Origin of the sequence: Saccharothrix saharensis (genome assembly GCF_006716745.1) — a bacterium.
Lineage (GTDB): Bacteria > Actinomycetota > Actinomycetes > Mycobacteriales > Pseudonocardiaceae > Actinosynnema > Actinosynnema saharense.
The window spans coordinates 4,951,845-4,978,498 of record NZ_VFPP01000001.1 but is presented as its reverse complement, the minus strand read 5'-3'; the positions used below and the strand labels follow the sequence as shown (position 1 = coordinate 4,978,498).

General features: G+C 71.7%; 23 protein-coding genes. 13 read left to right on the top strand and 10 right to left on the bottom strand.

Annotated elements, in window-relative coordinates:
* The first annotated feature begins 169 nt into the window (after positions 1–169).
* The 7 genes from FHX81_RS21975 (at position 170) to FHX81_RS21945 (ending at position 10,214) form a co-directional block, all read left to right on the top strand.
* Positions 170–1,582, top strand: a complete 1,413-nt coding sequence (locus FHX81_RS21975; RefSeq protein ID WP_141979940.1) for a M20/M25/M40 family metallo-hydrolase — start codon at positions 170–172, stop codon at positions 1,580–1,582.
* A 133-nt stretch (positions 1,583–1,715) separates the two neighbouring features.
* Positions 1,716–4,397, top strand: coding sequence for an MGH1-like glycoside hydrolase domain-containing protein (locus FHX81_RS21970; protein WP_246107920.1), 2,682 nt, complete (start codon positions 1,716–1,718; stop codon positions 4,395–4,397).
* 156 nt (positions 4,398–4,553) lie between these two features.
* Positions 4,554–5,372 carry a transporter substrate-binding domain-containing protein gene (locus tag FHX81_RS21965; protein ID WP_141979938.1) on the top strand — a complete coding sequence of 273 codons (819 nt, stop codon included), beginning with the start codon at positions 4,554–4,556 and terminating at the stop codon, positions 5,370–5,372.
* 74 nt (positions 5,373–5,446) lie between these two features.
* Positions 5,447–6,271: an amino acid ABC transporter permease gene (locus tag FHX81_RS21960; protein WP_141979937.1), complete on the top strand. Its 825-nt coding sequence runs from the start codon at positions 5,447–5,449 to the stop codon at positions 6,269–6,271.
* Positions 6,268–7,032 carry an amino acid ABC transporter ATP-binding protein gene (locus FHX81_RS21955; RefSeq protein WP_141979936.1) on the top strand — a complete coding sequence of 255 codons (765 nt, stop codon included), beginning with the start codon at positions 6,268–6,270 and terminating at the stop codon, positions 7,030–7,032. The genes FHX81_RS21960 and FHX81_RS21955 overlap by 4 nt, the downstream gene beginning before the upstream one ends.
* Positions 7,033–7,081: 49 nt before the next feature.
* Entirely contained in the window at positions 7,082–9,262 is a 2,181-nt protein-coding gene (locus FHX81_RS21950) for a hypothetical protein (RefSeq protein WP_141979935.1), read from the top strand.
* A gap of 49 nt (positions 9,263–9,311) precedes the next feature.
* Entirely contained in the window at positions 9,312–10,214 is a 903-nt protein-coding gene (locus FHX81_RS21945) for an ROK family protein (RefSeq protein WP_141979934.1), read from the top strand.
* Positions 10,215–10,227: 13 nt separating this feature from the next.
* Here FHX81_RS21945 and mctP read toward each other — a convergent pair whose 3' ends face one another.
* The 3 genes from mctP to FHX81_RS21930 all read right to left on the bottom strand — a co-directional run bounded on the left by mctP (position 10,228) and on the right by FHX81_RS21930 (position 12,947).
* Entirely contained in the window at positions 10,228–11,862 is a 1,635-nt protein-coding gene (gene mctP, locus FHX81_RS21940) for a monocarboxylate uptake permease MctP (RefSeq protein WP_141979933.1), read from the bottom strand.
* A complete protein-coding gene (locus FHX81_RS21935) occupies positions 11,862–12,128 on the bottom strand; it encodes a DUF3311 domain-containing protein (RefSeq protein ID WP_141979932.1) in 267 nt (88 codons plus the stop codon). The genes mctP and FHX81_RS21935 overlap by 1 nt, the downstream gene beginning before the upstream one ends.
* 117 nt (positions 12,129–12,245) lie before the next feature.
* Positions 12,246–12,947 carry a GntR family transcriptional regulator gene (locus FHX81_RS21930; RefSeq protein ID WP_141979931.1) on the bottom strand — a complete coding sequence of 234 codons (702 nt, stop codon included), beginning with the start codon at positions 12,945–12,947 and terminating at the stop codon, positions 12,246–12,248.
* A gap of 91 nt (positions 12,948–13,038) precedes the next feature.
* Here FHX81_RS21930 and FHX81_RS21925 point away from each other — a divergent pair, with 91 nt between their 5' ends.
* From FHX81_RS21925 to FHX81_RS21915, 3 genes are all read left to right on the top strand, one after another.
* Positions 13,039–13,812, top strand: a complete 774-nt coding sequence (locus tag FHX81_RS21925) for a LamB/YcsF family protein (protein ID WP_141979930.1) — start codon at positions 13,039–13,041, stop codon at positions 13,810–13,812.
* 253 nt (positions 13,813–14,065) lie between these two features.
* Positions 14,066–15,256: a hypothetical protein gene (locus FHX81_RS21920; RefSeq protein ID WP_141979929.1), complete on the top strand. Its 1,191-nt coding sequence runs from the start codon at positions 14,066–14,068 to the stop codon at positions 15,254–15,256.
* Between the two features lie 4 nt (positions 15,257–15,260).
* Positions 15,261–16,091: a septum formation family protein gene (locus tag FHX81_RS21915; protein ID WP_246107919.1), complete on the top strand. Its 831-nt coding sequence runs from the start codon at positions 15,261–15,263 to the stop codon at positions 16,089–16,091.
* Positions 16,092–16,142: 51 nt separating this feature from the next.
* On the opposite strand, the gene FHX81_RS21910 is transcribed toward FHX81_RS21915, so the two are convergent.
* The 7 genes from FHX81_RS21910 to FHX81_RS21880 form a co-directional block, all read right to left on the bottom strand.
* A complete protein-coding gene (locus FHX81_RS21910) occupies positions 16,143–16,607 on the bottom strand; it encodes a hypothetical protein (RefSeq protein WP_141979928.1) in 465 nt (154 codons plus the stop codon).
* A 113-nt stretch (positions 16,608–16,720) separates the two neighbouring features.
* Positions 16,721–18,532: a phosphoenolpyruvate carboxykinase (GTP) gene (locus tag FHX81_RS21905; RefSeq protein ID WP_141979927.1), complete on the bottom strand. Its 1,812-nt coding sequence runs from the start codon at positions 18,530–18,532 to the stop codon at positions 16,721–16,723.
* A gap of 481 nt (positions 18,533–19,013) precedes the next feature.
* Positions 19,014–19,484: a GNAT family N-acetyltransferase gene (locus FHX81_RS21900; protein WP_141979926.1), complete on the bottom strand. Its 471-nt coding sequence runs from the start codon at positions 19,482–19,484 to the stop codon at positions 19,014–19,016.
* 114 nt (positions 19,485–19,598) lie between these two features.
* Positions 19,599–20,282, bottom strand: coding sequence for a putative sodium/potassium/calcium exchanger (locus tag FHX81_RS21895; RefSeq protein WP_141979925.1), 684 nt, complete (start codon positions 20,280–20,282; stop codon positions 19,599–19,601).
* 92 nt (positions 20,283–20,374) lie between these two features.
* Positions 20,375–22,192 (bottom strand): dynamin family protein, encoded by a 1,818-nt coding sequence (locus tag FHX81_RS21890; protein ID WP_141979924.1) that lies wholly within the window; start codon positions 22,190–22,192, stop codon positions 20,375–20,377.
* Positions 22,189–22,566: a nucleotide exchange factor GrpE gene (gene grpE / locus FHX81_RS21885; protein ID WP_141979923.1), complete on the bottom strand. Its 378-nt coding sequence runs from the start codon at positions 22,564–22,566 to the stop codon at positions 22,189–22,191. Before grpE ends, FHX81_RS21890 begins: the two co-directional genes overlap by 4 nt.
* Positions 22,563–24,080, bottom strand: a complete 1,518-nt coding sequence (locus FHX81_RS21880) for a dynamin family protein (RefSeq protein WP_141979922.1) — start codon at positions 24,078–24,080, stop codon at positions 22,563–22,565. The genes grpE and FHX81_RS21880 overlap by 4 nt, the downstream gene beginning before the upstream one ends.
* An 86-nt stretch (positions 24,081–24,166) precedes the next feature.
* Here FHX81_RS21880 and FHX81_RS21875 point away from each other — a divergent pair, with 86 nt between their 5' ends.
* The 3 genes from FHX81_RS21875 to FHX81_RS21865 all read left to right on the top strand — a co-directional run bounded on the left by FHX81_RS21875 (position 24,167) and on the right by FHX81_RS21865 (position 26,621).
* Entirely contained in the window at positions 24,167–24,652 is a 486-nt protein-coding gene (locus tag FHX81_RS21875) for a hypothetical protein (protein WP_141979921.1), read from the top strand.
* Positions 24,653–24,772: 120 nt separating this feature from the next.
* Positions 24,773–25,936, top strand: coding sequence for a sensor histidine kinase (locus FHX81_RS21870; RefSeq protein WP_141984063.1), 1,164 nt, complete (start codon positions 24,773–24,775; stop codon positions 25,934–25,936).
* A 28-nt stretch (positions 25,937–25,964) separates the two neighbouring features.
* The gene (locus tag FHX81_RS21865) at positions 25,965–26,621 is read left to right on the top strand and encodes a response regulator (protein WP_141979920.1); all 657 of its coding nucleotides are present in this window, start codon (positions 25,965–25,967) and stop codon (positions 26,619–26,621) included.
* The last annotated feature ends 33 nt before the right edge of the window (positions 26,622–26,654 follow it).

The following is a 26,654-nucleotide window of genomic DNA, read 5'->3' as shown; positions in this document are numbered from 1 at the left end:
CGTTAACCACCTTCCGTAGGGCTTCGGACACGCCCGGTGGCCCGGAATCGCCCACGTCGGCCCGTCCGCGTTGGATGGACTACCGACCATCGGCCGCCCAGCCCATTTCCACCACGCGAAACCCGCGCGCGGCCCGGTTCACGGCGCGCGGCCGTGACAGGATCGGGGCGTGGACCGTTCAGCGCTGACCCGTACCGTTCGCGGGCTCTGGGACGACGACATCCTCCCGAGCCTGTCCGCCTTGGTCGCGGTACCCGCGATCTCCCCGATCTTCGACCCGGCGTGGGCCGCGCACGGCCACCTGGCCGCCGCGGTGGAGCACGTCCGCGCCTGGCTCGCCGACCGCGACCTGCCCGGCACGACCGTCGAGGTCGTCGCACTGCCCGACCGCACGCCGCTGCTGCTGGTCGACGTGCCCGGCACCGCGCCGACCTCCGACACGGTGCTGATGTACGGCCACCTGGACAAGCAGCCGCCGGTCGGCGGCTGGGGCGAGGGGCTCGGGCCGTGGACGCCGGTCGTGCGCGACGGGCGGCTCTACGGGCGCGGCGCGGCCGACGACGGCTACTCCGGGTACGCGGCGATCGCCGCGATCGAGGGCGTCCGGCGGGCGGGCGGCACGCACTCGCGGTGCGTCGTGCTGCTGGAGACCGGTGAGGAGTCCGGCAGCCCCGACCTGCCCGCCTACCTGGAGCACCTGCGGCCGCGGCTGGGCGACGTGTCGCTGGTGGTGTGCCTGGACTCGGGCGGCAACGACTACGACCGGATGTGGCTGACCACGTCCCTGCGGGGGCTGGCCCAGGCCACCATGACGGTGCGGGTGCTGGAGAGCGGGCTGCACTCGGGCATGGCGAGCGGGATCGTGCCGTCGTCGTTCCGGATCGCCCGGCAGCTGCTGGACCGGCTGGAGGACTCCGCGACCGGCGAGGTGCTGGTGCGCGAGATGCACGTGGACGTCCCCGAGCACCGGGTGGCGGAGGTCCGCGACGCGGTGGCCAGCACGCCCGGTGTGCTGGTGGGCAGCGTGCCGTGGGCGGCGGGGACGCGGCCGATGGGCGAGGACGAGGTGGAACTCGCGCTCAACGCCGGGTGGCGGCCGACGCTGTCGGTCACCGGCGCGTCCGGCCTGCCCGAGCCGGACGACGCGGGCAACGTGCTGCGGCCGTTCACCACGCTGGTGCTGAGCTTCCGGCTGCCGCCGACGGCCGACTCGGCGGCGGCGATCGAGGCGGTGCGGCGGGCGTTGACGACCGACGTGCCGTACGGCGCCTCGGTGGAGCTGTCGCGCGTCGAGTTCGCCGACGGCTGGAACGCGCCGGAGCTGGCACCGTGGCTGCGCGAGACGCTGGACCGGGTCGGCGAGGAGGTGTTCGACGCGCCGTGGCGGACGGTGGCGCTGGGCGGGTCGATCCCGTTCATGGGCCTGCTGCACGAGGCGTACCCGCGGGCGCAGTTCCTGGTCACGGGCGCGGTCGGGCCGGACTCCAACTGCCACGTGCCCGACGAGTGGCTGCACCTGGCGCACGCCGCCCGGATCACCGAGGCCGTGGCCGTGGTGCTGGACGCGCACGCCCGCCGCTGACCGGGACGCAGGTGGGGCGTTGTCCACGGAGCGTGACGACGCCCCCACCTGACAGGGTTTGCAAACACCGCTCAGGGCTGTGACCTAACCCGTCGGTAACCGGTTTACTGAACCGATGCCGCACACTGGCCGAGTGAACGAGCACAGCCGGCAAGCCGAGCGGACGCGGTTGGCGGAGTCCGACTCCCCGACCGCGCCCTGGCGTCTCTGGGGCCCCTACCTGGCCGGACGGCAGTGGGGGACGGTCCGGGAGGACTACTCGGCAGGCGGCGACGCGTGGACGTCCTTCCCGTTCGACCACGCCCGCTCCCGTGCCTACCGGTGGGGCGAGGACGGCATCGCGGGCATCTGCGACGTGCACGGCTTCCTCAACCTCGGCGTCGCTCTCTGGAACGGCCGCGACCCGATCCTCAAGGAGCGCTACTTCGGGCTCACCAACAACGAGGGCAACCACGGCGAGGACGTCAAAGAGCACTGGTGGGTGACCGACGGCACGCCGACGCACTCGTGGATGCAGGTCGTCTACCGGTACCCGCAGCGCGAGTTCCCCTACGCCGAGCTGCGCGAGATGGCCGAGCGCGCCGGCCGCAACGAGCGCGAGCCCGAGCTCTCCGACACCGGCGCGCTGGACGGCAACCGGTTCTTCGACGTGCGGGTGAGCTACGCGAAGGCGGGCCCGAAGGACGTCTGCGTCGAGCTCACCGCCACCAACCACGGCCCGGACCCGGCGCCGCTGCACCTGCTGCCCCAGTTCTGGTTCCGCAACACGTGGGCGTGGGGCCGGGACGACCGCAAACCGGGCCTGCGCGCCTGCACGCGGGACGGCTGGCGCCGGATCACCGCCGAGCACGGCGCGCTGGGCCGCTACACGCTGCACGTCGAGGGCACCCCGACGCTGCTGGTCACCGACAACGAGACCAACGAGGTCGAGCTGTTCGGCACCGGGCGCAACCCGACCCGCTACACCAAGGACGGCATCGACCGGTACGTGGTGGGCAACGACGCGACGGCGTGCCAGGTCGTCGGGCCGGAAGACACCAGCGAGCCGGGCACGAAGGTCGCCGCCTGGTACTCGTTCGACCCGGTCGAGCCGGGCGAGGAGGTGACCGTGCGGCTGCGGCTGGTGGAGGGCGACGGGCACCTCGACGCGTTCGGGCCGTCGTTCCAGGACACGCTCGACCAGCGCAAGGCCGAAGCCGACGAGTTCCACCACACCGACCTCGACCCCAAGCGCGCCGCCGTGGTGCGGCGGGCGCTGGCCGGCCTGATGTGGACCAAGCAGCACTACCGGTTCCGCACCGCCGAGTGGCTGGACGGCGACCCGGCGCAGCCCGCCGCGCCCACGTCGCGCAAGAACATGCACGCCCGCAACGCGCACTGGCGGCACTTCGACGTGGCCGACGTGATCTCCATGCCGGACGAGTGGGAGTACCCCTGGTTCGCCGCGTGGGACCTCGCGTTCCACACCGTGCCGTTCGCGAAGGTCGACCCGGCGTTCGCCAAGGAGCAACTGCTCCTGCTGTGCCGCGAGTGGCTGATGCACCCCAACGGCCAGCTCCCGGCCTACGAGTGGGAGTTCGGCGACGTGAACCCGCCGGTGCACGCGTGGGCGGCGTTGCAGGTCTACCGGTCCGAGGAGGTCAAGGACCGCAAGTTCCTGGCCAAGGTCTTCCACAAGCTGCTGCTGAACTTCTCCTGGTGGGTCAACCGCAAGGACGCCGACGGCAGCTACCTGTTCGAGGGTGGCTTCCTCGGCATGGACAACATCGGCCCGGTGAACCGGTCGGAGCCGATGCTGGGCCAGTGGCGGCTGGAGCAGTCCGACGCCACGTCGTGGATGGCGGCCTACAGCCTGCACCTGATGCAGATCGCGTTGGAGCTGGCGCGGCACGACGAGTCGTACGAGGACGTGGCCACGAAGTTCGTGGAGCACTTCCTCAGCATCGCCGAGGCGTCCACCCAGTTCGGTTCCGGCGGGCGCGGCATCTGGGACGAGACCGACGGCTTCTGCTACGACGTGGTGTCGCGGCGGCTGCCGGACGGGCACGTCGAGTCGAAGCCGGTGCGGGTGCGGTCGATGGTGGGCCTGATCCCGGTGCTGGCGTGCGCGGTGCTGGAGCCGTGGGTGTTCGAGGAGCTGCCCGACTTCGCCCGGCGGCTGGAGCACCTGCTGGCCAAGCGGCCGGAGTTGCAGCAGTTCCTGAGCCGCAGCGGCGGCGGCGCCCTGCTCAGCCTGCTGGACGAGCGCAAGCTGCGGCGGGTGCTGAGCCGGATGCTGGACGAGGGCGAGTTCCTCTCGCCGCACGGCATCCGCAGCCTGTCCGCGGCGCACCGCGAGGGCCTGGAGGTGCAGGTCGCCGACCAGGAGCACCGCATGGGCTACGAGCCCGGCGAGTCGCGCACGCCGATGTTCGGCGGCAACTCGAACTGGCGCGGCCCGGTGTGGTTCCCGACGAACGCGCTGCTGGTGGAAGCGCTGCGCACGATCGAGGAGTTCCACGGTGGAAGGTTCCACGTGGAACTTCCCACCCGCAGCACGCGGCAGGTGACGGCGGGCCAGGCGGCGGACGAGCTGGTCAGACGGCTGGTGTCGTTGTTCCTGCCCGACCACGACGGCCGTCGGCCCGCGGACGGCAAGAGGGTCGAGGCGACCGATTCACCCTTGTGGCGGGAGCACGTCACCTTCAGCGAGTACTTCGACGGCGACACGGGGGAAGGATTGGGCGCGACTCACCAGACCGGGTGGACCGCGCTGGTCGCGAGCCTGTTGACGGATCGTCGCCGAACCGGCGCTCTGGGTGAATCAACTGTGTGATTAAGGCCAAACGGCTGAACGATTTGCGGCTGTTCAGGTCCTGTGACGCAAGATTGATGCACACCGAAGTTCTGTAACACGCACGTGCTGTGCACCCAGTCACCCAAGTGGCAGTATGCCGAACACTCGACCGACACAGTTACGAGGAGTGACGCCGTGGCCCGTCGTACCAGGCACGCTGCGCTCGCCCTGTTCCCCGTGCTCGCCCTGGCGGCCACGATGACGGCGTGCGCGACCAAGGTCAACACCGGCTCGCAGGACAACGGGTCGGGCATCTCCCTGGTCCAGAGCGGCAAGCTGGTCACCTGCACCCACCTGTCCTACAAGCCCTTCCAGTTCTCCGAGGGCGACAAGACCGTCGGCTTCGACGTCGACCTGGTCGATCTGGTGGCCAAGGAACTGAACGTCACTCAGGAGATCTTCGACACGCCGTTCGAGACCATCACCTCCGGTGAGGTCTTCAACACGGGCAAGTGCGACCTGGCCGCGGCCGGCATGACGATCAAGCCGGACCGCGCCGAGGTCATCGACTTCTCCGAGCCCTACTTCGACGCGTCGCAGGCGCTGCTGGTCAAGAAGGACTCGCCGGTCAAGACCCTGGACGACCTCAAGGGCAAGAAGATCGGCGTGCAGCTCGAGACCACCGGCGAGATCTACGCCAACGAGAACGCCGCGAAGTACGGCTACACGGTCGTGCAGTTCGAGGACCTGCCGCTGATGGAGACCGCCGTGCGCACCGGCGCGGTGGACGCGGCCATCAACGACAACGGCGTGCTCCTCGACTACGTCAAGGAGTTCCCGGACACCGCCGTGGTCGCGGAGTTCGACACGCAGGAGAAGTACGGCATCGGCATGAAGAAGGGCAACACCGCCCTGAAGGCCAAGGTCGACGAGGTCCTGAAGAAGGCCAAGGACAGCGGCAAGTACGACGAGATCTACGAGAAGTGGTTCGGCAAGAAGCCGGAGTCGAAGTAACCGGCTGACCCGGGGCCGGTGCTCACGAAGCACCGGCCCCGCGCCTTGTCCACCCCACCCACGAGGTAATCCACATGGCACTCTCCAAGCGACAACGGGCCAAGGCGTTCCGCGTCAGCCAGTACGCGCTGCTGGTCGTGGTGGCCGCCGTCCTCGCGGTCGTCGCCGACTGGAGCGAGATCCAGCGCAGCTTCTTCAACCTCGAGATCGCCGCGGAGATGTTCCCCAACGCCATCACCGTGGCGTTGAAGAACACGCTCGTCTACACCGCCCTCGGCTTCGCGTTCGGCCTGGCGCTGGGCCTGGTGCTGGCGCTGATGAAGCTGTCGCCGGTCGCGCCGTACCGCTGGCTCGCCACCATCTACATCGAGTTCTTCCGCGGCGTGCCCGCGCTGCTGGTGTTCATCGCGCTGAGCTTCGGCGTGCCGCTGGCGTTCGGCCTGCAGTTCGACATCTACTCGACGGTGATGCTGGCGCTGGGCATCGTCGGCGCCGCCTACATGGCCGAGACGATCCGCGCGGGCATCCAGGCGGTGCCCAAGGGGCAGATCGAGGCGGCCCGCTCGCTGGGCATGTCGCCGGGCCGCACGCTGCTGACCGTGGTGATCCCGCAGGCGTTCCGGATCATCCTGCCGCCGCTGACCAACGAGCTGATCCTGCTCACCAAGGACTCGTCGCTGATCTACATCATCGGCCTGGCCCGCGACCAGTACGAGCTGACCAAGTTCGGCCGCGAGACGCTGAGCCGGTCGCCGTCGCTGACCCCGATCCTGGTGGTCGGCCTGTGCTACCTGCTGATCACGCTGCCGCTGGGCCACCTGTCGCGGTACCTGGAGCGGCGCACGGGCGGCAAGAAGGTCAGCACGCCGGAATCGACCGGGTTGGGGGTGTCCGCGTGAGCGAGCCGGCAGTCGAGATCACCGGGCTGAAGAAGTCGTTCGGCACGCTGGACGTGCTCAAGGGCATCGACGTCCGGGTGGACCGCGGTGATGTCGTGTGCATCATCGGGCCGTCCGGCTCGGGCAAGTCCACGCTGCTGCGCTGCGTGAACCTGCTGGAGGAGCCGACCGCCGGGCGGATCGTGGTCAACGGGGTCGAGCTGACCGACCCGGACGTGGACATCGACGCCGCGCGAACGAAGATCGGCATGGTGTTCCAGTCGTTCAACCTGTTCTCGCACCTGAGCGTGCTGAACAACCTGACCGTGGCGCAGCGCAAGGTGCTCAAGCGCGACGCCAGGCAGGCGCAGGAGGTCGCGCTGCGCAACCTGGAGCGGGTCGGGTTGTCCGACAAGGTCAACGCCATGCCCGGCCAGCTGTCCGGTGGCCAGCAGCAGCGCGTGGCCATCGCGCGGGCGCTGTCGATGGACCCGGACGTGATGCTGTTCGACGAGCCGACCTCGGCGCTGGACCCCGAGCTGGTCGGCGACGTGCTCGGCGTGATGCGGCAGCTCGCCGACGAGGGCATGACGATGCTCGTGGTGACGCACGAGATGCAGTTCGCCCGCGAGGTGGCCGACCGGGTGCTGTTCATGGACGGCGGGTACGTCGTCGAGGAGGGCCCGGCCGAGCAGGTCATCGGCGCGCCGCAGCACGAGCGCACGCAGTCGTTCCTCGCCCGCGTGCTCGACCCGACGCACCAGGGACCGCGCGGGGCCTGATCGGCGAACCCGCCACGGGGGACCCGTCGGGGCCCCTATTGTCGGTCGCATGGCTGAGGTGGGGGCGCGGGGGCTGGACGTGTTCGACCCCAGCCCGCCGCGCTCCGCCCGGATGGCGGCGGCCGAGGTGCTGCGCGGGGTGGGCGAGGCGGACGGGACGTGGCGGTTACCCCGGCGGCGGGCCGGGATGCCGCCCGTGGTGCGGGTGGCGGACCGGTTCCTGACCGGTGTGCTCGACCTGCGGGCGGTGGAGTTCCCCTACCTGCTGGAGTTCGTGCGCTGCCGGTTCGAGGAGCCGCCGGACCTGCGGCAGGGCAAGCTGGCCGGCATCGAGTTCGCCGAGTGTTGGCTGCCGGGCCTCTCGGCGCGCAACCTCAGCTGCGCCAACGAGGTCTCGCTGGCGGGCAGCACGGTCGAGGGCCTGGTCGACCTGGTCGACGCGGACGTGGCCGGGTCGCTGTCGTTGCGCGACAGCGCGTTGGTCGTGCCGGACGGGATCGCGCTGCACGCCGACCGGTTGAAGCTCGCGGGCGGGTTGCTGGCGCAACGGGTGCGCGTCACCGGCGAGCTGCGGATGGCGGGCGCGCACGTCGGCGGCTACTGCAACCTCAGCGGCGGCACGCTCACCAACCCGCTGGGCCACTCGGTCAACGGCACCGGGCTGCACGTGGGCGGCAACCTGCTGATGAACGACTGCGCACTGCGCGGCACCGTGCTGCTCGCCGCCGCGCGGGTCGACTCGGCGCTGACGTTGCGCGGCACGTCCGCCGCCGACGGCCGGGCCGACGACGACGCGCTGGACCCGCACTCCGACCCGGACGCCACGCTCGTGTTCGACCGCATCGCGGTGGGCGGCGACGTGCAGCTCGACCGGGGCTTCACCAGCGCGGGAGCGGTGCGCATGGTCAACGCCACGCTCGGCGGCACGCTGTCGCTGTCCGGCGGGACGTTCGACGCGATGGGCGAGGCGGACAGCGAGCCGACCGGCTACGGCCGCGCCCTGGCCACCGACACCGCCGAGCCCACCGGCTACGGGCGGGCGCTGCACCTGGACGGCACGACGATCGGCGGCGACGTCATCGGCAGGCAGGCTTCCGTGCGCGGCCAGCTCCGGATGGTCGACCTCCAGGCCAAGGGCAGCCTGATCCTGGACGGGTCCACGTTGGACAACCCGCGGGCGGACGCCGTGCTGGGCAACCGGTCCCGCATCGGCAGCAACTTCGCCGCCCGCGAGGTCGAGGTGACCGGCGGGCTGGAGCTGCGCGGCGTGCACGTGGGCGCGAACCTCGACCTGCGCGGCAGCCGGATCACCAAGCCGGGCCGGTACCGGCACCAGCCGGCGGGCAAGCCGTCGCTGGACGTCGGCGGCGCGGTCATCGGCCGCGACCTGATCTGCGCGCGCGGCGCGAAGGAGTTCGTCGCGCACGGCGGCGTGCGGGCCAGGCGAGCGCAGGTCGGCCGGATGGCCACGTTCACCGGCGCGGTGCTGGGCGACAAGCTGGACGCGCACGCGGTGAACCTGCTCGGCATGCAGGTGCCGGAGCTGGAGCTGAAGCCGATCGGCCCGCCGCGCGGCGACGTGACGCTGCGGCAGGTGCGCTGCACCGTGCTGGACGACAACGAGCACTTCTGGGGCGCGACCGGCTGGATCGACCTGGAGGAGTTCCGCTACGACTCGCTGCGGCACCCGATCGACCTGCGTGACGACGGCGAGGTGGAACGGCGGCTGCGCTGGCTGCGGCAGGCCATGCGGCGCACCTACCGGCCGGGGCCCTACGACCAGTTCGCCGAGATGCTGCGGGCGGGCGGCAACGACGAGCACGCGGCGATCGTGCTGGTGGAGAAGCAGCGGCTGCGGTACCGGGCGGTCGCCGAGGGCCGCCGCTGGCTGCGGCCGCTGGTGCTGCTGTGGAGCTGGCTGCAACGCGCCATGGTCGGCTACGGCTACCGCCCGGCCCGCGCGTTGGCGTGGCTGGTGGTGGCGTGGCTGCTGGGCAGCACCTGGTTCGCCGCCGGGCCGGAGCTGGCCGAGATCAACGCCGACGACGAGCTGTCGTGGAACGCGTGGCTCTACACCATCGACCTGGTGGTGCCGATCGTCGACTTCGGCAACAAGAACCGGTGGAACCCGCCCGGTGTGTCGCAGTGGATCGCGTCCGGGCTGATCGTGACGGGGTGGGTCCTGGCCACGACGGTCGCGGCGGGCGTCACGCGGCTGTTGAAGCGCTGACCCGCACTGGTCGGCGGGTGCCGGCGCGGCGGGTTCTAAGGTTGCCGGCATGACGGACTTGGTGCTGGCACTGGACGTCGGCGGCACCAAGATCGCAGGCGCGCTGGTGGACCGGGGTGGCGCGGTGCGGCGGGCGGTGCGGGTGGCGACGCCGCTCGGGTCGGCGGAGGACACCTGGGGTGCGGTGGTGTCCGTGGTCGACGAGGTCGTGCGGGGCGAGGACGTGGCCGGGGTCGGCATCGCGTCGGCCGGCCCGGTGGACGCCGGCGCGGGCACGGTCAGCCCCATCAACGTGCGCGGGTGGCGGGGGTTCCCGCTGCGGGAGCGGGTGTCGGAGCTGCTGCCGGGCGTGCCGGTGGAGCTGGCGGGCGACGGGCCGTGCATGGCGCTGGGCGAGCACTGGCTCGGCGCGGGGCGCGACAGCCGGTTCCTGCTCGGGCTGGTGGTCAGCACCGGTGTCGGCGGCGGGCTGGTGCTCGGCGGGCGGCCGTTCGGCGGGCGCACCGGCAACGCCGGCCACATCGGGCACGTGGTGGTCGAGCCGGACGGCGAGGCGTGCGCGTGCGGTGGGCGCGGCTGCGCGGAGACGGTGGCGGGCGGGCCGCGGATGGTGGCGTGGGCGCGCCGCCAGGGCTGGCAGGCGCCGGACGGCGCGGACGCGGCGCTGCTGGCCGCGGCGGCCAACGCGGGCGAGGAGGTCCCGCGGGCGGCGTTCGAGCGGGCCGGGCGGGCGGTCGGCCTGGCGATCGCGGCGACGGCCGCGGTGGTCGACCTGGACCTGGCCGTGGTCGGCGGCGGGGTGGCGCAGGCGGGCGAGCTGCTGTTCGACCCGGTCCGCCGGGCCGTCGCCGAGCACTGCGGACTGTCCTACCTGGACGCGTTGCGCGTCGAGCCCGCCCGGCTCGGTGGCCGGGCGGGACTCGTCGGAGCCGCGCGGTTGGTGCTCGGCTAGCCGGTGCGGCCGGCTAGTGGACGGCGATGGGCTTGACCCGGTCGCTGTCCTCGTCCACGTGGTAGTCGTCGCCCTGCGTCTCGTCGGTGCCGTTGGACAGCTTGGCCCGCTTCGCGATCAGCGTGACGACGACGGCGACCACCAGGTTCGCCACGACGGCCACCGCGCCGACGTAGATCTGCACGGTGGAGCCGTCGAACGGGTGCCAGCCGAACAGCGACAGCTTGCCCAGCGGCAGCGCGGAGCCCGCGAAGTGCGCCTTGCCGACGGCCGGGTTGCCGATGTTGTACAGCAGCCACATGCCGTAGCCCATGCCCACGACCCAGCCGGCGACGAGGCCCCACAGGTGGAACCACCGGGTGTAGAGGGCGATCGCCACGGCGGGCAGCGTCTGCAGGATCATCACGCCGCCGATGAGCTGGAGGTCGATGGAGAACTGCGGGTCGATGAACACGATGAACGCGACCGCGCCGAACTTCACCACCAGCGACGCCAGCTTGGCCTGCTTGGCCTCCTGGGCGGGGGTGGCGTCCTTCTTCAGGTACTCCTTGTAGATGTTGCGGGTCCACAGGTTCGCCGCCGCGATCGACATGATCGCCGCGGGCACCAGGGCGCCGATCGCGATGGCCGCGAACGCCACGCCCGCGAACCAGGCCGGGAACTCCTGGCCGAACAGCACCGGGACGATGGTGTTGGTGTCCGGGCGGCCGGTGGCCTGGTTGGTGATCGGCTTGGCGCCCGCCGTGATGGCCACGAAGCCGAGCATCGCGAGCAGGCCCAGCAGCAGCGAGTACGCGGGCAGCGCGACCATGTTCCGCTTGATCACGTTGCGGCCGCGCGAGGCGAGGATGCCGGTCAGCGAGTGCGGGTACAGGAACAGCGCCAGCGCCGAGCCCAGCGCCAGCGTCGCGTACTGGAGCTGGTTGGTCCCGGTCAGGACGATCCCGTCGGCCTTGCTCTCGGTCGCGGCGAACTTGGCCTGGGCGCTGTCGAAGATCGCGCCCCAGCCGCCGAACTTCGACGGCAGGTAGATGACCGCGACCAGGATCACGATGTAGATCAGCGTGTCCTTGACGAACGCGATCAGCGCGGGCGCGCGCAGGCCCGACTGGTAGGTGTACAGCGCCAGGATCACGAACGCGATGAACAGCGGCAGGTGGCCGAGGATGCCGGAGCCGTTGAGGCCCATCGTGCGCAGCACGGCCTCCAGGCCGACGAGCTGCAACGCGATGTACGGCATCGTGGCCACGATGCCGGTGATGGCGACCAGCAGGGCCAGCCAGTGCGACCCGTAGCGGCCGCGGACGAAGTCCGCCGGCGTCACGTAGCCGTGCACGCGGGACACCGACCACATGCGCACCAGCGGCAGGAACACGATCGGATAGAGGATCACCGTGTAGGGCAGCGCGAAGAAGCCCATCGCGCCCGCGCCGAAGACCAGGGCGGGCACGGCCACGAACGTGTACGCGGTGTAGAGGTCACCGCCGACCAGGAACCAGGTGATCCAGGAACCGAACTTGCGCCCGCCCAGGCCCCACTCGTCCAGGTGGTCGAGGGTGTCGCCGGCCTTCCACTTCGCCGCGATGAAGCCCAGGACGGTGACCAGCAGGAACAGCGCGCTGAACACCGTCAACTCGATCCACTGCATTACTTGGCCCCCTCGTCCAGGTCGTCCACGCCGAGCAGGTCGGGCTTGCCCTTGACCACGGGTTCGTCCTTGGTCTTGACGTAGACCAGGCCCACGCAGAGGACGCCCACCGGCACCCAGGCGAACTGGTACCAGTAGAAGAACGGCAGCCCCAGGACCCTCGGCTCATCGGAGTTGAACCAGGGCGTGACGAGCATGAGCAGTGGAATCAGCAGCAGCAGGTTCCAGTTGCTCCAGCGGAGGCTGGATTTTCGAGCAGACGGCATGTGCCCCTCCGTACGGCGGCCCGGTAACGCGGTGTCGCGCATGGTAGGTCGGACGGGGGATGGTAGTCACCATGTCGGGTGGGTTACCGACGAATGACGTAGTTGGATCGTGACCAATTACCGCTCGGACCGCAGGCCGGTGACCAAGTGCTTCTCTGCGCGGTCGAAGTAGGTGAGCAACGCTTCTTCGGCCTGCCGAACCTCGCCGGCGTCGAGCCGGTCCACGATGGACTGGTTCAGCGGCAGGTAGTCGCGGTGGAATTCCTCGGGGTCGCCCATCACGTGGAACGCCAGGCGCACCTCGGCGAGCAGCCGCTCCATCTCCTCGTCCAGCCGGGCGCTGCCGGCCAGCGCCGTGACGGCCTGGTGGAACTTGACGTTCGCGGTGCCGACGCCGGTCCAGTCGGCCCGCTCGCGGCAGGCCAGGCCGAGGGCGACGGCGTCGCGGACGGCCCGCCGGGCGTCCTCGTCCACGTGCGGCCAGCGGCGGATCGCGCCGCACTCGATCACCCGCCGCGCGGCGTAGAGGTCCACGATGTCGGGCACGTCGGGGCGGCGGACGAACACGCCCTTGCTGTACTCGTGCACGAGCAGGCGTTCGTGGGTGAGCAGGCGGAACGCCTCGCGCAGCGTGTTGCGCGAGACGCGGAGGGCTTCGCCCAGCGCCTTCTCGTTGAGCTGCTGGCCGGGCGTGATGTCGCCGTCGAGGACCCTCGTGCGCAGCTTGTCCGCCACGCGCTCGGCGGTGCTGGAGCGGTCGAGGTCGTCGCGGTCCTTCGCGAGGGCGTTCAGCCAACCGTCCGCCTGAGCCGTGGTCATGGGGAAAGTCTAGTTGTCGCACGAGTCAAATGGAGTATTGAAGGATTGTTGAACAATCCCTACATTGAGCAGTGGTACGAGGGGAGGGCTCATGGACCTCAACGCGGATCTGGGCGAAGGCTTCGGCCGCTGGGCGCTAAGTGACGACCGGGCCCTGCTGGACGTCGTGACCAGCGCGAACATCGCCTGCGGCTTCCACGCGGGCGACCCGGAGACGATGCGGCGGACGTGCGAGCTGGCGGCGGCGCGCGGCGTGGCGGTGGGTGCGCACGTCGGGTACCGCGACCTGAACGGCTTCGGCCGGCGGTTCGTCGACGTGCCACCGGAGACCCTGACCGCCGAGGTGCTCTACCAGGTCGGCGGGCTCGACGCGTGCGCCCGTTCCGCCGGGACGCGGGTCGGGTACGTCAAGCCGCACGGCGCGCTCTACAACGCGCTGGTGACGCACGAGGCGCAGGCCGACGCCGTGGTGGACGCCGTGCGCGCGTTCGACCCGACGCTGCCGGTGCTCGGGCTGCCGGGGGCGGTGTGGTTGAAGCGGGCGGAGGTGGCCGGCCTGCCGGTCCGGTACGAGGCCTTCGCCGACCGGGCGTACACGGCGGCGGGGACGCTGGTGGACCGGCGCCGGCCGGGTGCCGTGCTGCACGACGTGGGCGCGATCGCGGCGCGGTGCGTCGTCCTGGCGACGGAGGGCCGCGTGCGGGCCGTGGACGGCCAGGTGCTGCGGATGCCGGTGGACTCGATCTGCGTGCACGGCGACAGCCCCGGCGCGGTGGCCGTCGCGCGGGCGGTGCGGTCGGCGTTGACCGACGCGGGCGTGGCGCTCGGGCCGTTCCCGGGCGGACGGGACCGGCTGAGCGCCTGAGCCCGCGTCAGCGCGGCGGGCGGCCCGGCGCGCCGCCCATCCGGTCGCGCGGCGTGCCTTCGAGTGGCACTCGCGGTGGCAAGGGGACAGCCCACTTCGTGCCCGAACGAGTGAGAAAGGTGGACGGACGAACCGAGGGCCGTTCGGCGGGTTCCTCGACCCGACCGCGGTTGGGCAGCATCGGCGGGTGACCAGACGACTCCGCGCAGTGATGACACTCACACTCGGTCTGTCCCTCCTCACCCTCCCCGCCGTGGCGCACGCGCAGCCCGCGCCGTGCTTCGACCCGAACGCTCCCCTCACCGTCGAGGAGCAGCGGCTGGACGACCGGCTCACGCCGACCGGGCCGGAAGTCGGTCCCGAGCTGGTGCGGCTGGCCGGGTTCGACGACGACATCAGCCGGTTCACCGCCCGGCTGTGCGAGCCGATCTCCCGCGCGCAGGCGCTGTACCACGTGGTCGGGCGCGGCGCGGAGCTGTGGCGGGCGGCGGTGCAGCGGGCGCAGTCGGCCCAGGCCTGGGACTCCTACGACGACCGGCCGCTGTACTGGGCCCGGTTGCAGGCGACGAAGGCGCTGCGGCAGTGGCAGCCGCGCGACTGGCGGCCCGACGCCGCCGAGCGGGCGCGGCTGGTCGAGCTGTTCGACCGGACCTCGCGCGGCGTGGAGGACGTGCGCTTCGCCGACGGCGTGCGGCGGATCGCGGTCACCGGGTTCGACCCGTTCCAGCTCAGCGGCACGTCCGTGCGGCGCAGCAACCCGGCGGGCGCGGCGGCGCTGCGGCTGGACGGGAAGGTGGTCGACACGCCGTCCGGGCCCGCCGTGGTGGAGGCGGCCGTGCTGCCCGTGCTGTGGGGCGCGTTCGACCGGGGCGTGGTGGAGCGGTTCTACGGCACGGCGCTCAACTCGCGGGCGAACGCGCTGGTCACGGTCAGCCAGGGGCGGCCGGGGCAGTTCGACGTCGAGCGGTGGGCCGGGCGGTGGCGCGGCGGCTTCCCGGACAACGACGACGTCTCGTCGCGCGGCGTGGTGCCGGACGCGGCCGGGTGGCCCCAGCCCGCGCTGGAGTTCATCGAGACGACGTTGCCGCACGAGCGCCTGGTCGCCGCGACCACCGGGCCGTTCCCGGTCCGCTACAACCGCGAGTTCTGCGAGTGGCCGCTCGGCACGGTGCCCGGCACGGGCACGCCGAGCTGCCGCACCGACGAGCCGACGCCGGGCGCGGCCGCGGCGAGCGGCAGCGGCGGTGACTACCTGTCCAACGAGTCGATGTACCGGGCGAACCGGCTGCGGCTGGGCCTGTCGGCCACCGCGGTCCTCGGCGGTCACCTGCACACGCCGGTGCTGGGCCAGCCCGTCGACCCGACCGCGCTGACCGACGCGGCGTTCGAGCGGGACCGCCGGGTGATCGCCGACCAGGTCGCCGCACTGGTGTCAGTAATCTGACCGCGTGACGGGCTGGCGGGCGGCGGTGGTGGCTCTGGCCGCGCTGTCGCTCGCCGCCTGCACGGCGCCGGTCCAGGGCGTGCCGGACGCCGAGGTCGTCCGCCCGTCCATCACCCCGTCACCCGACCGGCTGCCCAAGGCGGGCCAGTGCACGGACACCGGCCTGGAGGTGCTCGACTGCGCGGCCGAGCACGAGGCCGAGGTGACCGAGGTCGGGGTGCTGGAGGGCCTGGGCGCGGGGTACCCGGACGACCGCGACCTGCGCCGTGCCGCGCTGCCCGCGTGCCGCGCCGCCCTCACCGCGTACCTGGGCAGCCCGGACCACGACGCCACCCGGTTGCAGGCGCACGCGTTGTGGCCGAGCCGGGACGGGTGGGCGAAGGGCGACCGCTGGCGCGTGTGCACGGTGGTGGAGCTGAAGCCGGACGGCAGCCGCGTGCGCCGCAAGACCAGCGCCAAGGACCTCCTCAAGGCGGCCGGGTTCGGCACGGTGCAGTTGTGCGCCGCCGCCTCGCCGGGTGAGGCGAAGGACGCCGCGATCACTGCGTGCGACCAACCGCACCGGGCCGAAGCCGTCCCCGGAGTGCTCGCCCTGGGTAGCCCGCAGGACCCCGCGCCGTCCGTCGACCAGGTGAACGCCAAGGCGGCGGAGCACTGCGCGCGAGCCGTCAGGAACTACGTCGGCGCGGCCCGGGACGACGTGTTCGCGTCCTGGCGGGCGTTCGGCAGCCAGGCGTGGTCCGAGGGCTACACGTCCGCCGTCTGCTACGCCGAGGCGACGCGACCGTTCACCGGCCGGCTGTGGGGACTGGGCCGCAACCCGCTGCCCGCCTGAGGACAACCGACCCACAGGCTGTGCACAGCTCTGTCCACAAGCTGTGGACAACTAGCGCCGTCGCCAGGACAACACCACCAGCAGCACGCCGACCAGGACCGGGCCACCGCTCTCGAACACCGGCCTGAGCACGGGCAAGAAGGGAAAGGTACCCAGTTCGAACAGCACTGAACCCCCCAGTGCGGCCAGGCCGGCGGCCAGGGGCGCGGCTGGGGACAGCTTCCCCAGCGACACCAGACCCACCAGCAGCCCCGCGAGTCCCAACGCCACCAGCCCGCGCAGCCGCACCTCGTCGAGCTGGTCCAGCGCGTAGCCCCACGCGAGGGCACCGAGCGCCGCGGCGACCGCGCCGAGCACGAAGCCGGCCACGTGCCACCACGCCGACACCCGCGGCCGCGCCGACCCGGAGCGCACCCCGGCCGGGGGATACCGCACGACGCCGGGAGCCGGTCCGACCTCCGCCTCCGGCACGCGGTCGTAGTGCAGGCCGCCCAGGAAATCGTCCCGCTGGGTCACTCCTCCTTGGTACCTCCGGACGAGCCGGAAATCACCCGGAGCAACCAAAAAGAGACCCGGTGGACGCCGTTGGCCACCGGGTCTCACGCCGAGAACGTCTCGGGGGTGCGGGCTCAGCCGAGGCGGAGCTTCAACGCCTCCAGCTCGTCGCGCAGCGAGGTCGGCACCTTCTCACCGATCTTGGCGAACCACTCCTCGATCATCGGGATCTCGGCCCGCCACTCGTCGGCGTCGAACTCCAGCGCCGCCTCGATGTCCGCGCGGGGCGCGTCCAGGCCCTCCAGGTCCAGCTCGGCGGCCGTCGGCACGTGCCCGATCGGCGTCTCCACCGCGGCGGCCCTGCCCTCGATGCGCTCGACGGCCCACTTCAGCACGCGCGAGTTCTCGCCGAACCCGGGCCAGAGGAACCGCTTGTCCTCGCCCCGGCGGAACCAGTTGACGTAGAAGATCTTCGGCAGCTTGTCCGCGTCGGCCGACTTGCCGGTGTCGATCCAGTGCTGGAAGTAGTCACCGGCGTGGTAGCCGATGAACGGCAGCATGGCCATCGGGTCGCGCCGCACGACACCGGTCTTGCCGACGGCCGCGGCGGTCGTCTCGCTGGACAGCGTCGCGCCCATGAAGACGCCGTGCTGCCAGTCGCGCGACTCGGTGATCAGCGGGATCGTGGTGGCGCGGCGACCGCCGAAGAAGATCGCCGAGATCGGCACGCCCTTCGGGTCCTCCCACTCCGGCGCCTTGATGTCGCACTGGGCGATCGGCGTGCAGTAGCGCGAGTTCGGGTGCGACGACAGCTCGTCGCCGCCGGGCGTCCAGTCCTGCTTCTTCCACGAGGTCAGGTGCGCGGGCGGCTCGCCCATGCCCTCCCACCACACGTCGCCGTCGTCGGTCAGCGCCACGTTGGTGAACAGCGAGTTCCCCTTCGCGATGGTGCGCATCGCGTTCGGGTTGGTGTGGTAGTCGGTACCGGGCGCGACGCCGAAGAAGCCGTTCTCCGGGTTGACCGCGTACAGCCGGCCGTCGTCGCCGAACCGCATCCAGGCGATGTCGTCGCCCAGCGTCTCGACCTTCCAGCCGGGGATGGTCGGCTCCAGCATGGCGAGGTTGGTCTTGCCGCAGGCGCTCGGGAACGCGGCCGCGATGTAGTAGGCCTTCTGCTCCGGCGAGGTGAGCTTGAGGATCAGCATGTGCTCGGCGAGCCAGCCCTCGTCGCGCGCCATCACCGAGGCGATGCGCAGCGAGTAGCACTTCTTGCCCAGCAGCGCGTTGCCGCCGTAGCCCGAGCCGAACGACCAGATCATCCGCTCTTCGGGGAACTGCGTGATGTACTTCGTCTCGTTGCACGGCCACGGGACGTCGTCCTGGCCCGGCTCCAGCGGCGCGCCGATCGAGTGCAGCGCCTGCACGAAGTCGGCGTCGTCGCCGAATCGCGCCAGCGCCTTCGTGCCCATGCGGGTCATGATGTGCATCGAGACGACGACGTACTCGGAGTCGGTGATCTCCACGCCCAGCATCGGCTTCTCGGCGTCGAGCGGGCCCATGCAGAACGGGATCACGTACATCGTCCGACCGCGCATGCACCCGCGGTACAGCTCGGTCATGATCCCCTTCATCTCGGCGGGATCCATCCAGTTGTTCGTCGGGCCCGCGTCCTGCGGGTCCACCGAACAGATGAAGGTGCGCTCCTCGACCCGCGCCACGTCGGTCGGATCCGAGGCCGCCCAGAACGAGTTGGGCTTCTTCTTCAGCGGGACGAAGGTGCCCGCGTCCACGAGCTTGGCGGTGAGCCGGTCCCACTCGTCCTGGGAGCCGTCGGCCCACACCACTTCATCGGGGCAGGTCAGCTCGGCGACCTCGCGCACCCAGGACACCAGGCGCGCGTGGTTGGTCGGTGCGTGGTCGAGACCGGGAATGGTCACTGCCGTCATCTCGTCTCGTCTCCTAGCTGAGCGCCAGCCCACGGTGGACGCCGTTGTCCTGGTGGGACGTCCTCGGGAATGGCTCCGCCCGCCCGGTGGAGGGCGTGCCGATTAAGGGGATAGACGGAGGTTAGCCGGGTTAATCCCGGGTAACGCACATCTGACCTGTCGGCTGGCTCACAAAACCGATTCTGTAATCGATTCAGCACCCGATCACCACAAATCGGCCTGTGACCTGGGCTTTAGTCGGCGGAATGCAAGGGCGCCCCGGTGCGTCGATCGCCACACCGTCGAGTGGCCCGACCGAAGGCTGTGAGAGCGCTCTCACGCTCACCCGGAAAATTCACTCATGTGAAATGTCCGGATTTCTCAACCGTTCCAGAAAGGGCGCGCGGGTCGTTCCCGCTAATACCGGGAGCGACTCTTCCGGTTGCCCCACAAGGGATTCACGAACCCGACCGGCACCGGTTCCACCGGCAGGTCCGCGAGGTCACCGGTCGAGCCGCCGGTAGTACTGCACGTGGGGGAACGGGGTGAAGCCCGCGCGCTCGTAGGTGCGGCGCGCCGGTGCGTGGCCCGGGTCGCCGCCCGTGCCGACGACGGCCAGCGTGACGCCCGCTTCGCGGAGGCGCTCGACGGCGAACGAGGTGAGCGCGGAGCCGATGCCCTGCCGCTGGTGGTCGGGGTCGACGGCCAGCATGTGGATCTCGCCGTCACCCACCCGGACCGCCACGAAACCCACGGCGCGGCCCTGCCGGTCGGCCACCCACACGGCCGTCGCGTCGTCCCGGCAGACGTCCTCGACGGCGCGGGCTTGCGTCGACTCCCAGTCCGGGAACAGCGCGGTGTAGACCGGAACGCCCAGGACGGCGCGGAACGAGTCGAACACCGGAGCCCACGCGCGCAGCGAGAACTCCACGACGGTGCCGACGTCGTCGGCCGTCAGCGGGCGGATGACCATGCGGCCATCATCACGACAGGAGCCCGACACCGCACCCGGATTCGCGGTCGGGTGCGGTTCCGCGAGCGTTCGCGGCCCGGTGGACGGCGTTCGTGGAGCAGGTCGACCCGGCGGTCAGTTGGGGCTGATCCACTGGCCGGTGACGGAGTCGATGCGGACCACGCCCGACACGGTGACCTTGTCCTCCGAGCCGTCCGACCAGGCCTCGTCGCCGTCCGGCGCGTACTTGCCGTCCTCGCCGATGCGGCCGTGCTCGACCTGGGTCCACTCGTCGTCGCCGGTGTGCTTGGACACCGTGACCTCGCCGTCCTGGGTGATCTCGGTGGCCAGGTCGGCGCTCCCGTCGCCGTCGGCGTCGGTGAACAGCCAGGTGTCGCCGTCCTCGTCCTTCACCACCGCGGTGTCGGCGCGGCCGTCGCCGTCCGTGTCCTCGGTCGCGGGGCCGACGTTCTGGTCGGCGCCGTCCTCCATGTCGACCACGATGGCCTTGCCGGCGTTCGTGTTGGTCTGCTCGGCGCGGTCGTCCCCCGGGTCCACGGCGACCCACTCGCCGGAGTCCTCGTCGAACTCGGCCTGGCTCGTGAGCTCCCCGTCCGCGTCGAACGTGCTCATCAGGTCGGCTTCGCCGTCACCGTCGGTGTCGCTGAACGCGAGGTGCCCGCCGTCGTCGGTCTCCACGACCGCGCTCTCGTCGACACCGTCCTGGTCGAGGTCGTAGGTCGCCTCGGCGGTGTACTCCTCGTCGCCGACCGTGACCTTCAGCTCGCCGTCGGCCGCGCCTGTCTCGTCGATGTACACCGTTCCCACCCTCCTGCGTCCTGTACCGGTTGGACTCACGTTATGCCCGTTCGGTTCCGCCGGGGAAGCTCCCACGCGGGGTCACAGGGGGTTCACGCACGGTCGCGGACGGCGCGGATGCGGGCCAGCAGCTCGTCGACCTTGGTGCGGCCGGCGGTCAGCTCGGCCAGGCGGCGGGTCACGGCCTGCAGCGCCTTCGCCCGTTCGCCCGCCTCCATCCGCAGCGCCTTGTCCACCTCGCGCAGTTCCGCCTCGATCGCCTCGACCCGCTTGCCCAGCGCGTCGTCCAGTACCAGCGACAGCTGCTGCTCGGCCTCGATCAGCTGCTCGGCCACCAACTGGTCCACAGTGGACCGGGCGTCCGCGATGGCGTCCGACAGCCACTGCTTGAGGTGCTGCTTGTCGGCCGAGTGCTTCCTGGTCCGGGCCATCCACCAGCCCGCGCCCAGCCCCAGGGCGATGGTCACCGGCAGCACGATCGGGTTCAGCGCCGCCACCCCGAGCCCGGCCAGCGGCAACGCGGCCAGCCGGCCCGCGCCCAGGCCGCCGGACACGCCCATGAAGACCAGCAGCTTGTCCTCGGCGGTCGGCGCGCGCTTCTCCGGCGGGCGCAGCACGACCGGCGGCGTCGCGCCGCGCGCGAACTGACCCCGGATCACGGCCAGCTCCTCGGGCGAGAACAGGTCGGCCAGCGCCGAGTCGGCCACCCGGGACAGCCGCACCGCCAGCCCGGCGCTGATCCGGCCCGACACGAGCTGCAACGCCGTGTCGACCTCCTGCGGCAACGCCGCCAGCCGCTCCCGGTCGGCCGAGTCGATGGCCGTGCGGAACCACGTCTGCACGTCCCGCATCTGCCGGCTGACCTCGTGCGCGCCCTCCACCCGGGCCCGCTGCACCTCACCCCGCAGCCGCACCTGCCAACTGCGCGTCGACGAGCGGCGCTGCGAGTTCAGCTCGTCCCGCCGGTCCCGCAGCGTCTCGGCTTCCTCCTCGCCCGACGACAGCGCCCGCTTGTCCGCCTCGTTGCGCGCGATCAGCTCGTCCAGCACGGTCGCCAGCGCGCGCAGCCCGTTGGCCTCGCCGAGCATCGCCGCCCGGCCGACCACCAGCTCCTGCAACGCCTCCTGCAACGCCCCGATCCCCGACCGGTCGCGCAGCATCGCCGCCGCGTCCGGGTTGGGCGCCTTGGCCGCGAGCTCGAACATCCGCGACGACACCGGGTGGAACGTCGCGCCGCGGAACCGGGGCGCGTGCTCGGCCAGCAGCGCCTGGTCGGCCTCCAGCACCTGCCGCCAGCCGCGGTACTGGTCGACCTTGGTCAGCGCGAACACGACGGTCTCGACGCGTTCGCCGACCGTGCGCAGGAACTCCAGCTCACCACGCGTGAACGGGGCCGAGGCGTCGACCACGAACAGCAGCGCGGTCGCGGTCGCGGCGGCCTCGGCGGCCAGCTCGCCGTGCGCGGAGTCGAGCCCGCCGACGCCGGGCGTGTCCACCACCGACAGCCGCTCCAGCAGCGGGATCGGTGCCTCGACCTCGACGTAGCGGGGTGGCAGCATGCCCTCGGGCAGCTCGTGGGCCGCCGACACCCAGTTCACGATCTCCGACCGCTCGAACGGCACCGGCGACATCGACCCGGCGTAGCAGGCCCGCCCCGACCACTGCTCGCCGTGCCGGAACACCAGGTAGGTCGCGGTGGCCACCTCGGCGTCCACCGGTGACAGGTCCGGCGTCGCCAGCAGGGCGTTGACCAGCGAGCTCTTGCCCCGGTTCGTCTCGCCGACCACCACCACCGACGCGGGGCCGGCCTTGCGGGTCTCGACGAACGACGCGGCCGACGGGTCGAGCGAGCGGACCAGGGCGGTCAGCTTCTCCCTGGTCTGCCGGACCGTCTGCGGCAGGCCGCTCATCGCGCGGTGTAGACGGTGACGACGGGCGCGCGCAGCGTTCGGCCGCGGTCGGCGAAGCCGACCACCTCGGTCTCGGCGACCACGCCGTCCAGCGACGCGTCCGGCGTCGGCAGGGTGCCGCCCGCTTCGTGCCGCGACGGGTCGAACCGCTCGCCGTCCGGCCGCAACGCGGTCACGCCGATGGCCGCCAGGCCCTCTTCGAGCCGTTCCACCACCCCGGCGCTGCGGGCGCGGTCCAGCGCGTACAGGCAGAGCTGCACGAGAGCGCGCCGCTCGGCCAACGCCTGGTCGAGCAGCTCGTCGGCGATGGTGGTCTCCAGCGTCGTCTCCACAGCGTGGTCGGACGCCGCGCCGCCCTGTTCCGTTCCGCTCATCGCCGTCCCCGCAGTTGTTGCCAGATCAGGAAGTACGCCCGGTGCACCACGTGGGCCACGCGGCTCTGCGCGGGCGTCGCGCCGAACGACGCGAAGGAACGCCACCAGCCGGCGCGTTCCAGCGCGTACGCCATGAGCTCGTGCGGCGGTCTGCCGCGCAGGCCGAGCTGCTCGGACACCTCCGGCGAGCTGCCGAACCGCAGCACCTCTTCCACCAGGTCGTTCGGCATCGCCACGGCCCCCGACGCGACCAGCGTCAACGCCTCCAGCAGCCGTAGCTGGTGCGCCTCCGGCTTGGCCAGCAGCACCTCGATCGCGTCGTGCACGCGCTGCCGCTCGTTCGGGTCGCCGGAGGCGGCGGCCAGCGACGTCACCGACGCCAGCGCGGCGGCGGCCTTGATGCCGTCGGCCCGCGACCGGAACACCGCGTTCAGCTTGGCCCGCACGCCGTCCAGCCCGGAGGCGTCGAGCAGCTTGCGGCGCAGCGCGCCCGCGGTGATGGTCGGCTCGGCGTCCACGGCCTCCAGCGCCTTGCGGATGCCGTAGAGGTCCAGCTTCTCCAGCAGCCGGGTGCGGGTGCCGACCGGTACGTCGCACTCCCAGCCCACGAACAGGTCGGCCGAGATCAGCATGGTCTCGCGGGTCGCGTCGTCCAGCTCGGCCAGCTTGCGCAGCGCGTCGGCGTCGGCCGAGGTGAAGCCGCCGGTCTCGGTCGACTCGGCGACCAGGCCGATCACCGGCAGCACGTCCGCGACGCGCGGCTTGAGGGTCCGCGCCTGCCGCTCGGCCAGCAGCACGGCCGCCTGCCACGTGTCGCCGTTCGCGCCCTCGACGGTCTCCGCGGCGATCGTGTCGGCTTTGTTCAGCACCGCGATGGCGTTCACCGGGCCCGCTTCACGGCTCGCGGTGGCGGCGGTGAACGCGGCCAGCGCCTGCTGGTCGTCCGACCGCACGCCCTGCGTGACGACGTACAGCACGGCTTCCGCGCCGGCCACGGCGTTGCGCGACACCGGGTCCAGCTCCCCGCTCAGCAGCGCCTCGGTGCGCGCCACCGACGCCGCGTCGAGCGAGCCGAGGCCCGGCGTGTCGATCACGGTCAGGTCCCGCAGCACCGCGTTGGTCAGGTAGGCCTCGACGTGCGACACCCGCTCGACGTCCACGCCCAGGTCCGGCGGGATCGAGCCGTTCGCCTCGAACGGCAGCACCTGCTTGCGGCCGTCGGTGAACACCACCTCGATCCGGTCCACCGTGCCGTACTGGAAGCGGGTCACCAACCGGGTGCACTCGCCGACGTCCGTGGGCGCGACACGACGCCCGATCAGCGCGTTGACCAGCGTCGACTTGCCGGACTTGATCCGGCCCGCGACGGCGACCTGCAACGGCGCGGACAGCCGCCGCAGCACCTCGCGGAACCCGGCCGCGGTCGCCGGCGAGACCTGCGGCTGCAGACCGACGCAGAGGTTCGCGACCGCCGCCGAGAGCGGACCGGCGAGCTGCTTGGCCTGCGTCGTCACGCCGGAGATCGTGCCACGTGCGGGTGGCGCCCGGTTTGCGAACGCGGTGACCGGGGTATTTCCGCGACCGACGAGGGAGGTCCGCCATGGAACAGGGATATGCGGTGTTCCTGCTGCTCGGCGTGGTGCTGGTGCTGATCGACGGTCAACTGATCTATCGCAGCGGCAAGGGGTACATGAGCCGGGCGTACGGGGACCCGGAAGCGGCCAGGTCGATGACCCGCCTGGCGACCGTGCTGTTCCACCTCGTGGTGCTCGGGCTGCTCGCCATCGTGTCGATCATCTCGGTCGACACCGGCGACCCGGTCAAGGACGTCGTGGTCAAGCTCGGCGTGATGCTGCTGGTCCTGGCGCTGGTGCACGCGGTCACCATGATGATCCTGGGTCGCATCCGCGACCGGCAGCTCCAGCAGCAGCTGGCCGACGAGATGGCCGAGGAGCACCGCCAGTACGAGCAGCAGCGGTCCGTGCCGCCGCAGACGCGGGTCGAAGCGGTGCACGGCGCGCCCGCGCCGCGCGTGGAGCCCGCCGAGCAGAAGATCGACCCGACGCAGATCAAGACGATCAGGTAGGACGCGGGCGGCGACGTCCGGTCATCCGCCTGGAGGATTAGGCGGGGGTCAGCCCGTGGCGCGACGCGCGCCCGCCGGACCGGTACCTAACCTGGTCACGTGCGGCGGCTGAGCCTGTGGATGCGAGCGCACCCGGTCTTCGGGGACTCCCTGATGGCCGGGTTGCTGCTCGTGTTCGACCTGGGCGTGCTGGGCGCCAACCAGTCGACGGTCCCGGGGTCCACGCTGCTGTTCGTCGGCGCGATGATGATCGTGCCGGTGGTGTTCCGCCGCAAGCACCCGCTGGGCTCGTCCTACGTGATCCTGTTCGGCGGGGCGGTCCAGCTGCTCACCCACGGCGACCTCCAGACCGGGATGCCGATCCGGCTGGCGGACTTCTCGCTGGCCATCGCGCTCTACACGGTGGTCGCCTACGTCGGCAGGCGGCAAGGCCTGCTCTACTCGATCTGGCTCGCGGTCGGCACTTTCGTGTGGGCGCTGTGGCCCATGGGCGCGGGCGTCGAGGCCGCGTTCATCGTGTTCGTGATCGCGGTGATCTTCGGGTTCAGCTGGGCGATGGGCGAGTTCGTCGGCGCCCGCCGCGCCTACAACCGGGAGCTGGAGCAGCGGCTCAAGCTGCTGGAGACCGAACGCGACCAGCAGGCCCGCATCGCGGTGGGCGAGGAGCGGTCGCGGATCGCGCGGGAGCTGCACGACGTGGTCGCGCACGCGGTGAGCGTGATGGTGGTGCAGGCCGACGGCGCGAGCTACGCGATCAGGACCAACCCGGACCTCGCCGAGGCCGCCGTGCGAACCATCGCCGACACCGGCCGGCAGGCGTTGACCGAGCTGCGGCGGTTGCTGGGCGTGCTGCGGTCGGAGGACCAGTCCGGCACGCAGTGGGTGCCCCAGCCGGACGCGGGCGACCTGCACGAACTGGCCGAGAACTGCCGGGCCGCCGGGCTGCCCGTGCGGCTGGAGACCGCCGGCGAGCTGTCCGCGCTGCCCGCGGGCCTCGGGCTCGGCGTCTACCGGATCGTGCAGGAGGCGTTGACCAACACGCTCAAGCACGCGGGCTCCGGCGCCACCGCGACCGTCCGCGTCACCCAGGCGGCCGACCAGGTGGAGGTGGAGGTGGCCGACGACGGGTTCGGCACGCCCCACGACCTGGTCGCGGTGTCCGGCGGCAACGGGCTGATCGGCATGCGCGAACGCGCGGGCGTGCTCGGCGGCACGCTGGAGGCGGGGCCCAACCCGGGCGGTGGCTGGCGGGTCCGCGCCGTGCTGCCGCTGGTCCCGTCGTAGGGTGCGGGAGTCTTACGGAAGGGACGGCGTGATCCGCGTACTGCTAGTGGACGACCAGGAGCTCATGCGCATGGGCTTCCGCATGGTGCTCGGCGCGCAGGAGGACGTCGACGTGGTCGGCGAGGCCGCCAACGGGCTCGACGCCGTGCAGCTCGCCGACCGCCTGCGACCCGACGTGGTGCTGATGGACGTGCGCATGCCCGTGCTCGACGGGGTCGAGGCGACCAAGCGGATCGCCGAGGCGGGCACCGCGAAGGTGCTCGTGATGACCACGTTCGACCTGGACGAGTACGCGTTGTCGGCGCTGCGCAACGGCGCGTCCGGGTTCCTGCTCAAGGACACGCCGCCGGGTGACCTGGTGTCCGCGTTGCGGGCGGTGGCCAGCGGTGACGCGGTGGTGTCGCCTTCGGTGACCAAGCGGCTGCTGAGCCGGTTCCTCGGCGAGGGCGGCGGCGAGCTGCGGGACGCGGCGGTGCTGGAGGCGCTGACCGAGCGGGAGCGCGAGGTGCTGGTGCTGATCGCCAAGGGGCTGTCGAACACCGAGATCGCGCGCAAGCTGTTCCTGTCGGAGGCCACGGTGAAGACGCACGTGGGGCGCATCCTGGCCAAGCTCGACCTGCGCGACCGCGTGCAGGCCGTGGTGCTGGCGTACGAGACGGGGCTGGTCCGGCCCGGCGACGTCTGACCTGCGACGCCCGACCGGGCCGGACCGCCCGCG

Excerpts from the sequence above, each read along its gene's own strand:
- FHX81_RS21960 (WP_141979937.1), top strand. The coding sequence starts at position 5,447 with ATGGCACTCTCCAAGCGACAACGGGCCAAGGCGTTCCGCGTCAGCCAG.
- FHX81_RS21950 (WP_141979935.1), top strand. The coding sequence starts at position 7,082 with ATGGCTGAGGTGGGGGCGCGGGGGCTGGACGTGTTCGACCCCAGCCCG.
- FHX81_RS21945 (WP_141979934.1), top strand. The coding sequence starts at position 9,312 with ATGACGGACTTGGTGCTGGCACTGGACGTCGGCGGCACCAAGATCGCA.
- mctP (WP_141979933.1), bottom strand. The coding sequence starts at position 11,862 with ATGCAGTGGATCGAGTTGACGGTGTTCAGCGCGCTGTTCCTGCTGGTC.
- FHX81_RS21935 (WP_141979932.1), bottom strand. The coding sequence starts at position 12,128 with ATGCCGTCTGCTCGAAAATCCAGCCTCCGCTGGAGCAACTGGAACCTG.
- FHX81_RS21930 (WP_141979931.1), bottom strand. The coding sequence starts at position 12,947 with ATGACCACGGCTCAGGCGGACGGTTGGCTGAACGCCCTCGCGAAGGAC.
- FHX81_RS21925 (WP_141979930.1), top strand. The coding sequence starts at position 13,039 with ATGGACCTCAACGCGGATCTGGGCGAAGGCTTCGGCCGCTGGGCGCTA.
- FHX81_RS21905 (WP_141979927.1), bottom strand. The coding sequence starts at position 18,532 with ATGACGGCAGTGACCATTCCCGGTCTCGACCACGCACCGACCAACCAC.
- FHX81_RS21900 (WP_141979926.1), bottom strand. The coding sequence starts at position 19,484 with ATGGTCATCCGCCCGCTGACGGCCGACGACGTCGGCACCGTCGTGGAG.
- FHX81_RS21890 (WP_141979924.1), bottom strand. The coding sequence starts at position 22,192 with ATGAGCGGCCTGCCGCAGACGGTCCGGCAGACCAGGGAGAAGCTGACC.
- grpE (WP_141979923.1), bottom strand. The coding sequence starts at position 22,566 with ATGAGCGGAACGGAACAGGGCGGCGCGGCGTCCGACCACGCTGTGGAG.
- FHX81_RS21875 (WP_141979921.1), top strand. The coding sequence starts at position 24,167 with ATGGAACAGGGATATGCGGTGTTCCTGCTGCTCGGCGTGGTGCTGGTG.
- FHX81_RS21870 (WP_141984063.1), top strand. The coding sequence starts at position 24,773 with ATGCGAGCGCACCCGGTCTTCGGGGACTCCCTGATGGCCGGGTTGCTG.